This window comes from Pseudoalteromonas sp. Z9A4 (genome assembly GCF_011378845.1).
In the GTDB taxonomy this organism is placed as follows: domain Bacteria; phylum Pseudomonadota; class Gammaproteobacteria; order Enterobacterales; family Alteromonadaceae; genus Pseudoalteromonas; species Pseudoalteromonas arctica.
In genome coordinates this window covers 1-10,124 of record NZ_WTLA01000047.1, presented here as the reverse complement: position 1 = coordinate 10,124, position 10,124 = coordinate 1, and the positions used below count along the sequence as shown (strand labels likewise).

Here is a 10,124-nt window from a genome sequence, read left to right as displayed (position 1 = left end):
GTTTGCCTCGCTACCTAAGTAGCTTGGCTGTTAGAACTCAATCTGTACGAGTGCCCACACAGATGATTGCTTTATATTGTTAAAGAACGCTTTGAGTCGCTTTAGCGTCTCAAGGGATGCGAATAATACACCCTTTATTTTTCGAGTCAACACTTAGTTTTAAACTTTCTTTTTAGATAATTTAAAACCGAAGTCTTATTTAACTCTCTGAGTAGTTCGTGCCTCGCTATGCGTTGGCGTTTCCTGTCTCAGTGGGGTCGCATTATAGGGAGATTCGAGCGGGGGTCAATGTTTTATTTCAGCTTTTTGACAATTAAATGAATTTAGTATGAAAGCTATACAAATAAAGGGCTGCAGGATACTTTTAGTTTAAAAAACACTCATAATTTATGTATCAATTGATGATGTATTAGTAAGGTTTAAACTAAGCTGTATGTTAAACAAACAACACACAGCTTTATTTAAAATTAAAGATTTATTTAGATGCTATTTCCCATACGGCAATAGAGCCTGATATTTCATTTCCAACAATTAAGAGTGGATTTCCTGTTGCACTTTGCTCTGCTGAAACGAATACCATTCCTTCAGGTGCCAAATCGCCTGTAATATTCGCTCCTTTAATTAAGCCTCTATTATAGAAGTAGTCTTCAAATTGCACATTGTATGGATTAGTAATGTCGTAAGCCATAATACCGCCCATACGTTCTAATCCAACAAAAGCAAATGTACGATCGTCAATTTTACCAATAGTCAGCGCTTCAGGCTCTGCGCCTTTATCATCTGAACGTGAGTCACCTTTGTTTTCATCTTCACTATTGTTAAATGATTCACCATGCACAGATGCTGTTATACGTGCTATATCGTCACCTGAATCAAAAACCACCAGCCCATTGCTATCCCAAATAGTAAAAGAACGTGCGCCATAGCCGTAAAGCGATTCGTATTGTCCGTCGTTATTAGTATCGCCTTTTATTGTTGTTACTTTTAAGCGACCAATATCATCATCGTCATTATTTAAGTAATCAAAATTAGCAGCAAGAGTTAAGTCTTCAACGCGGCTTTCATCTATATAAGCTAAGCAGCCATCGTCTTTATCGTAATCAAGTCCGCCCTTTGCTATACAGTCTGCTTCATCCGTTGTATCAAAAAAGTATTCTCTTGCGTCACCTTCGTTGGCAGTAACTATAAAGTTAGCGCCTTTCCAACTAAAGCTTGAGATAGTATCGGGCTGGTACATACCATAGAGCCCTGGGTATGATTTAAAATTCACGCCGCCGTCTTTATCTGAGGCATCAAGTTGTATTGTAAGCTTGACCAATCTTTAAAGCCTAAGCCCTTTAGCTCAAGACTGTTGTCTTGTAGGTTAACTATTGCAAGTGCATTGTTTTCTTGAATAGATACATAAGCATATTTGTTATCTTTAGAAATGCTAACGTACTCGGGCTCTAAATCCATAGCTACTGTGGTATTTATTAGATTACCGTTAATAGTACGACCATTTGGGTTTGCAAAAACTACCCCTTGCGCTTCTAGTTCGGTTTGTTTGTTGTTATAGGCTTTAAAATCAATATTTATTGCTGTATCGGCTATTACATTATTTGTTATATCGATAATACTAATAGAACCTTCAGGATCTACGCTGTAGTCGCCACTTGGTTCACCTTCGTTAGCAACCACTGCCTTTGCGCCATCATGGGTGAACGTCACCATGTCTGGTAAAAATCCGACTGTAACATTTTTAATAAATACAGGTGAGTCGCCGCTTATATCGTAAAAAGCAATTTGACCTGTATCACCCGTGCTTTCAGCAGCCATTGCAACCGCTAGTAAATTATTGTTTTCATCAACAGCAATGCTGTTTGCATCGCCTTGGGTATATTCGTTTAAAGACAACGTAATAATGGACGTTAAATTTGTGGCGTTTATAACCCCTTCGTTATCTTTAACGAGTGCGGCAGTATCAAAGGTGTCGGCGGGTAAAATATTAACAACAACGTCATCGCCTGAACTGTTAATAGTGTAAATCCATTTTTTAGATGCTTGATATGCAACTATTTCAGCTGCACCTTCTGGGCTTTGTGCATTTAATACACCTCTACCCACAAGGTTAATATTTAATGCTGAATTGGCATTTATACCATTTAACCCATTAGTTCCATCTGTGCCTTGTTCTCCCTGTAATCCTTGAGAGCCGTTTTGACCATCGTCACCATCAAGTGAGCAACCAGTAAGAACAGATATAAGTGACAGCGCAATAATTGATTTTTTAAACATGTAATTTTCCTTAGTATTGTATTTACTAAATATCAACACACAGGCATGACAAGATTATGGCAGTTTTAATACAGCCCTTAGCCTAAGTAATTAGCTTATACGCTAGCGGAGTTATTAAAATTAAAGCGGCCGTATAGCCAAGAATTTTTACAGTCGGGGAATAATCTCGTTTAATTGCAACCCCTAGCAAAGGTCTAAGTACATCAATACGTGTAATACCCCATGTAATAACACCGCAAAAAGACCAAGTCCCTGTAATAATGATGAATGGTTCAGCAACAGGCCCTAAACTTAAAGGCTGTAGTAAAAAACACAAAATAATCAAAATGCTTTGATGCAATAAATAAAAGGGAAACACCCATACATTGAGCTGTTTTAAATAGTAAGTATTAAAATTTAAAAATCGGTGAGCGAACGCGAGTACAAAAAATACACCTACAACACGTTGAATATTGTAGCTAGCGCTTAAAATAAAATGAGGAAGAGTAAACACCTTCTGATAACTTAATATTATAAGTACAAACAAAACCGCAAAACTCAAAGCCAGTAATACCAAGTTTTTATTTAAGCAGTTCCAAAAGTAAGTGTTTTTGGCAAGTATGTATCCTGCGAGTAGCAGTATTAAGCCGTTAGTCTCTCTGATTGAATCGCCAGTTAAGTAATGGCTTGTAAATAGTACGGCAATAGTGAGCAATTTAAACTTCAGCTAAAATAAAAAAGGCTACCTAAGTAGCCTCTATTGTTATTTTTTAACTGGGCGTTTCCAACCTGTTAAATTACGCTGTTTAGAGCGTGCTATTGCTAATTGATCATCTTCAACGGTACTGGTGATCACAGAGCCTGCACCAATTGTTGCAGTTGCACCTATATTTACTGGAGCAACGAGTGATGAATTAGAACCAATAAAGGCATTATCGCCAATAATAGTTTTTGCTTTGTTAACACCATCGTAGTTACAGGTAATAGTGCCAGCGCCAATATTCACTTTTTCGCCAATTTCAGCATCACCTAAATAACTTAAGTGGTTGGCTTTAGAGCCTTTACCTAAACGGGTTTTTTTCATCTCAACAAAGTTACCAATGTGTGAGTCTTCTTCCATTACAGCGCCTGGGCGAAGGCGAGCATAAGGACCAAGCGTACACTTATCTGCAACTGTGGCATCTTCAATCAGTGTATTAGCTTTAATAATAACGTTATCACCAATACTACAATTTTTAAGGACACAGTTAGGACCTATTTGTACATTATTACCAAGCGTCACCGTGCCTTCAAAAATAACGTTTACGTCGATAAGTACATCTTCACTGGTGGTAACTGTTCCTCGCACATCAATACGCGCAGGGTCAGCAAGTGTTGCGCCATTTAACATTAACTCTTCTGCTTGCCATGCTTGGTAAGCGCGCTCTAAGCCTGCAAGTTGTACGCGGTTATTTGCGCCCTCAACTTCCATTGCATGATCTGGCTGAGCTGAAGTGATTTCTACGCCTTCACTGTGAGCCATTGCAACGATATCTGTTAAGTAGTACTCGCCTTGTGCATTATTGTTAGATAAGTTACCTAACCATGTTTTTAATAGCTTACCGTTAACAGCCATAATGCCTGTATTTACTTCGTTGATAAGTAACTGCTCTGGACTTGAATCTTTTTGCTCAACAATACCAACTAACTTACCACCGGCACGAAGCATTCGACCATAGCCATTTGGGTTTACCAAATTTACCGTTAATACCGCTAAACCATTTTTAGGTGTTGCGGCTAATAAACGCTCTAGTGTTGATTGTTTTGTTAGCGGTACATCGCCGTATAAAATCAATACTGTATCTTCATCGTTAATATGAGAGTTGGCTTGCGCTACTGCGTGGCCAGTACCGAGTTGTTCTGCTTGGAGTACCCAATTTACATCGTTATCGGCAAGTTGTTGTTGTAATAGTTCGCCGCCATGTCCATAAACTAAGTTTGTAGTCGTTGCACCTAATGCCATCACATTATCAATAACGTGCTGTACCATTGGTTTACCTGCAACTTTGTGCAAAACTTTAGGTAGAGCAGAGCGCATGCGAGTACCTTTACCCGCAGCAAGAATAACAGTTGTTAGAGCCATTAAAACAATTTCCTTTTTTCGTTGTTTTAGCTAAATAAGTCTTATGTATGATCAGAAGATTACGTAAACCACTTCTTGTGCAAATACTCAGTAGCTTATTTTACTAGCACTGAATCTTGACTGAAAAACACACTTAATTGAATAGCGTTATTGTAGCGAGGATTGGTGAAATATATAAGCGCGTTTAAAGGTATTACAACTTTAAACGCGCTTTTTTATTTAGCTTTACCTGTAGAAAAGTATTTTCGCCTTAGCAAATCATGTATTACAAACTCTTGCTCTCTTCCATATGCTTTAAATATACGGTTATTGTGCATGTGTAAAAGTGAGCCTAAAAGTGAATCTCGTGTACAGTTAAGCTTATTTTCTTTAATGAGCTTAACTAAGGCTTTAACAATTGGCTCAGCGTTATTTTGCCATTCTTTAAGTAATTTAAAAATAAACTTTTGCGTTTCATCAAGGCCATCTGTATCAACAGTATTTAGCTTAATGAAGTCGTCATTTAACTGATCTTGATACTCTCGAAAACGGCTACCTAACTGCTTACGTAAAATACTATTTTCGTTAAACTCATTACCAAAACCATCTCGTAAACGGCTAATCAAACTTAAACGCTCATCATCCGTGTAATTAAATAGATTGAGTAACTTATGTGTATAATTTAATGCTATTCGCCAACGTATATCTTCACCGTAGTCGTCAACTAGTAAACATGCGTTTGTAATTAACTCACTATCATACATAAATAAAGATTCAGCCAAGGCTATGGACTCAGGCCCACCATAGCGCTCAACTTCTCGCTCATATGTCATTAGCTCTACTTTATGTAATTCACCGCTTTCGATCATTGGATCAAGTAGGTTATTTAATAAAGGTAGTAACTCACCACATAATATATTTGGCTTTCCATGAAAACGAACTCTAACATGCCAGTCTGGATCTGAGTATCTAATAAAAAACCACTTGTTATAAAGGTTTTTGTTTGACTCAATGAGTGGAAGTAACTTCTCACACAGAAGTTGTTCAACTAAAGAATTACCGCTATAAATTTTTAAACTGAGCCACTCAGAACCAGCACTAAACCTTCTTTTAATTGGCTTGGCCGATATATTTGCAAGTGGCTCATCTACAAAGTGCTTATGTACTTTTGCCGCTGTATTTCTAAAAGGTACTATTACTTCATTATTATAATGATGCCCTTGTTCATCTCTTACACGTGAGGAAAAGCTAGAAGATAAAACCTCCTTTAATTCAACCTTGGTTTGTCCTTTAGTCTCTGCTAGTAAAATTTCAAACATGTCAGAGTTTCGCAAGTCCAATTGCAAAATATTATCAAACATTGCATAACAAACTTGCGGGTCTAATTGGAAGGTAGCTAAGAGAGCATTGAGCTTATCCATATTAAGCTGGCCATCAATTAAAACTTCTTGTAGATATTTTCTATCGATGCGCCATGTTTTTTCACTAAGCACTAAATTATCTAACATTATCCGTGGTACAAAACTATCTCTGGTTGTACTTTGCGGCATAGAAAACTGAGGTACTCGCCCATCTTGATGTTGCAGCATGCATAAAAATTTATATGCACTAAGGCTGCGCGAAGAATAATTGTGTGCACATGACAAGCGCGGAACAATTTGTTTATTTAATCGCTTACTCCAGAGCTTAACCTGATGGCCTTCAACCCAAACATATAAATCACTTAAATGAATTTGATATTCGTCATTTAGGCTGCTGTCAGCCATAAATACAATCTCGTATTCACGTAAATGCGGACGAGCAATAACGTTACCGGGTCGCCCTTCTGGCATATGTACAACTTCAGCAAAAATAACATCTGGAGAATGCGCCTGTTCTAGCCTTAACTCTTCCCTCACTGCATTTTTTAAACTTTCATCTAAATGACAAAAACGGCCTAATAAATTTGCTGATGATGGCCCATAGCAGCCATTAAACTTAATTATAGGATTGTGTTTATCATCTTCGTACAAACTTAGCATTGCAGCAAAAGAGCTGGGATAATATTTTAGTGCGTCAGTATTTGTCGCTTTAACTTTGAGTTCTTTACTTTTTAGAACAATACAGTTTTTATTGCGATTTTTTGGTAAACTAATTGCTTCTTCAATAATTGCATCAATTAGACTCACACCTGCCGGAGTATTGAGAATACCGCCTGCCCGAGCGAAGTGTAAGCCGGCAACCAAAGGTGCTTCATAGCCTGTTTCATCTGAAATGCCAATTCCGGTTTCATCATCTAAAATGACATCAAGTGCTACAAACTGCCCTTCAAAACGAGCATTAAATTGGTTAATAAACGGGGATAAAGGATTGCTTCTTTCGTTCAAGCTCAAACCAGACAGTAGCTCAAGTTGCTTTTGCAAGCGGTTAATTTCTATTTCGCTTAAATAACAAGTACTGTAGTTGCGATATATATCAGCTTGAAACAGCTTATTTTCTTGTGCTTTTATTGGCAATTTATCTAAATGTGTAAGTAATTGCTTGTATGGTGCAATGCTTCCTAAATTATCTTCATCTAAATGATCTATTTTTACCAAAACTGTAGCAAGATGATCAGCGTAAATATTTTCTTTAAGATTTTGAATAGACTTTAATAAAGCATAATCTGGAGAATCTCCAGTTAATGGCAATGGTATATCAGCTATTAAAATGCCTTCATCTATTAAATCTTGAATGTATGACTCTACATCTTCTTTATCGGCATCTATATATTGCTCACAAAAAGCCTTACATAAGTTATTAAAGCTAATCCCGGTACTTGCTAAATTTAAAGCAAATTTAAAATATTCGTCACTTTCCACCGCGCTTAAACGATATTGCATACTATCATCGAAGAGGTAAGCTTCTATGTAACGACACTGCTCCGCGATGAAATAATGAGAGGGATTTGGTTTATATTTTAGTGTGTCAGATTTCGAGGTATGCTTGATAAAATAGTCTTTAAGCTCATTTAGGTAAAACATGTCTAAACGAGTCTTTCGGCTATCTTTTTTATAATCCCCACAGATTAAATCTGTAACCGAAGTGATCTCACCTTTACTTACACCCGAAAATAAACCGAACGGTGTTGCTCTTGAACACATCCGGATCATATATTTTATTAAAGCGTGTGATACCTTTTTACCTTGCTTAGTGTCTGGTTTTTCACGCCATAGATTTATGCGTTCTAATAGCGAGGGGCTAGCTAAATAAAGTGCTTCTTGAACACCATACATAGCTAACCAGCTTTCAAGTATTTTATTGGTATCAGCATTCGCATTATTAAACTGTAGAAGTTGTTCGTTACTTAACCGTGGTGCACGTACAACAAAGAATGGAGCATTTTTTATTTTATTAGTCATTCCAATTTCCTTTTGTATTTTAATCAATTAGCAAACTATCGGCCCAACCAAACTCACCATTTAAAAGACTTATAATTACTAGCCCAATTCCTGAATACCCCATTAAGAGACTGAAATCCTCTTCATAACCGCCTTTATCACCTTTATAGCTGTAAAAGCTGCTAATTCCATTATCTTCATATTGCTCTAAAGCAAAACTTAGCCAATAGTTAATTGCTGCTTGTAAATCTGGATGTGGAGATAGTTTATTTAACAAGCTAAATATCATTATTAACCCAAAATAACCGTGGCAAATCCCCGCATCCTTGACGTAACCAGAAATCTCATCACGCTTGGCCGCGTGACGAGCGATACCGAGTGCTCTTTCAACATAGTGAGGCATATTTAAAGCGACCCCTACGCGCATAAGAGTCAAAGCAATTGTTAAGTCACCATAACACCAACCTAAACGGGAATCTCCCCCATCACCAGCACAACTGCCAAAACAAGCGTTACTACTTAAATTACAGTTTTGATTAGTCAATAGCCAATCACAACTGCCTAACAATAACTTACGCGCTCTTGCCTTTAGCTTGGGTATACGTAGGACAGGAACTAAAGCAGCAATAATACCTGGCACACCATGGGCTAAGCCTAAATTATACTCAGGTAAGTTTTCATCATTTTGATTAAACCTATAAGCCGACTTATAGGGTTGAGACCAAGTAATATTTCCATTATCAAAGTAAGTGGCTGTTTGCTCAAAAGCTCTAACGATAATACTGTAAAGTCTTGTTTGATCGGTAAAACGAGCACGTCTTGCTGTATAAGGTGTGTAACCCGCTAGACCTAGTATTGTTTCAATCTCACCAAGCCAAACATCATTCTGAGACAAACTATTAGCAAATAGAGTATCTATACTTTCAAGAAGTTCGCTATCGTAATCAGCTTTATTTGATTGATTTAAAAACTCCAACAACCATCCCTGCCCAGCTAACCCCGAACTAAACTCCAAGGACTGCTTAGCTAACTGAGCTTGTAAAAGCTCCATTTTTTCATTTAGGAGTGAATCACCGACACAAATATCCTCAAACTTATCTGCATTGTATAAAAACAAGATGTAACCAGCCAACCCATTTAATAGCCCATTACCACTCTCTTTTTTTATTATCTCTTCTGATATTTTTTGAGTTATTTCTTTGAGGATAACCTTCATCACATCACTTTGTGTATTGTCAACCAACCCGTTGATTGTCATGAAATTCCTTTTATCAAGTTCTTTAAATTTTAAATAATTATAATTTCACATTAACATTAAAAGTACAAATGTTAATATTCCACATTGCATATTTAACTTATTGTGGTGTAATAACGTACTACTATATTGCTAAGCTATAAATTAGAAATGAAATTACATAAAAAGAATATTAAAAGCTTATCCTCAGGCATGCAACTCGTGCCAAATGAGATTACGCCATTGATAGTCGGTGGGGCTATAAATGAAGGCCACCATAGGTCGCTGCATGAAAGATATAATTTACAAGTAGACTTAAGTTATCAAAAAATATTTATAGGTAGGGAAATAAAAGAACTTGAGTTGGTTTAACTTCGATTCAGGAAAAACTCACTACCCTGATCATTTAGAATAAATCATCATTAATAGAAGAATCTAAGTTAGCTCACTCTTTATAACAAAAAGTATGAGCTAACTACTATTTTTCAATACACTTCTACCTTAGTAGAAAAACACTTACGACTAGCTAGGTTTGAAGTGCAGTGGAATGTCTTACATTTCTGAGATACAAACAATACCACATGAATTTAGAGTAAACATATTGCCTGTTGGTTGCTCAACCGGATAACTTGCCCCCCCCGCAACTTCTTTTGTAGCCAGTTTAGTACTATGGCCTTGTTGAGAAAGATTTTTAATTGCTTTTTTATTCATTTTGATATTCATAATATTTTCCTTACATTTCTAATTTATTGATGGTTGCAGGGCTACAAGTAATAACTGTTGGAGGGCAAAAACCACCTACAACTTTGTCTGTCATTTTAATATCAATTACATTAAACTCTTGTAACTGTTTAAGTTTTCTTTTATTCAATTTCATAAGTTGTCACCGGTTACAGCTGAATAATAATAAATGGTGGAATACAACCATTACCATTTTCATCCATATACACCCCACCAAAAATATTCGCTATCATTTCTTTATTTTGTAACTCAATCATGTTTTTGCCTTTAAGTATTAATAAAAGTGAATTTTAACTTTGCTTTATACGGGATATTACTACACCCATAAGTAAGAAAATTACATCCATTCTTCAGGTGGAAATGGGCGAGGGTCGTTGCCGTCTTCAGGGATAGCCATGGTAACAACATCACCAGGTCCTCCATCTTCTTTAAGGCT

At 36.7% G+C, this 10,124-nt stretch carries 6 protein-coding genes and 1 pseudogene; all 7 read right to left on the bottom strand.

Annotated features, from left to right (window positions below; genetic code table 11):
* Positions 1-475 precede the first annotated feature (475 nt).
* A pseudogene (locus tag GQR54_RS19195) lies at positions 476-2,274 on the bottom strand (choice-of-anchor I family protein).
* A gap of 82 nt (positions 2,275-2,356) precedes the next feature.
* Positions 2,357-2,968, bottom strand: a complete 612-nt coding sequence (locus GQR54_RS19190) for a hypothetical protein (RefSeq protein WP_231609396.1) — start codon at positions 2,966-2,968, stop codon at positions 2,357-2,359.
* Between the two features lie 48 nt (positions 2,969-3,016).
* Entirely contained in the window at positions 3,017-4,375 is a 1,359-nt protein-coding gene (glmU, locus tag GQR54_RS19185) for a bifunctional UDP-N-acetylglucosamine diphosphorylase/glucosamine-1-phosphate N-acetyltransferase GlmU (protein ID WP_166379655.1), read from the bottom strand.
* 215 nt (positions 4,376-4,590) lie between these two features.
* On the bottom strand, positions 4,591-7,734 hold the full coding sequence (locus GQR54_RS19180; protein WP_166379653.1) for a lantibiotic dehydratase: 3,144 nt from the start codon (positions 7,732-7,734) through the stop codon (positions 4,591-4,593).
* A 19-nt stretch (positions 7,735-7,753) separates the two neighbouring features.
* Positions 7,754-8,971 (bottom strand): lanthionine synthetase C family protein, encoded by a 1,218-nt coding sequence (locus GQR54_RS19175; protein WP_166379651.1) that lies wholly within the window; start codon positions 8,969-8,971, stop codon positions 7,754-7,756.
* 528 nt (positions 8,972-9,499) lie between these two features.
* Entirely contained in the window at positions 9,500-9,670 is a 171-nt protein-coding gene (locus GQR54_RS19170; protein ID WP_166379649.1) for a hypothetical protein, read from the bottom strand.
* A gap of 10 nt (positions 9,671-9,680) precedes the next feature.
* Entirely contained in the window at positions 9,681-9,824 is a 144-nt protein-coding gene (locus GQR54_RS19165; protein WP_166379647.1) for a hypothetical protein, read from the bottom strand.
* Between the last annotated feature and the right edge of the window lie 300 nt (positions 9,825-10,124).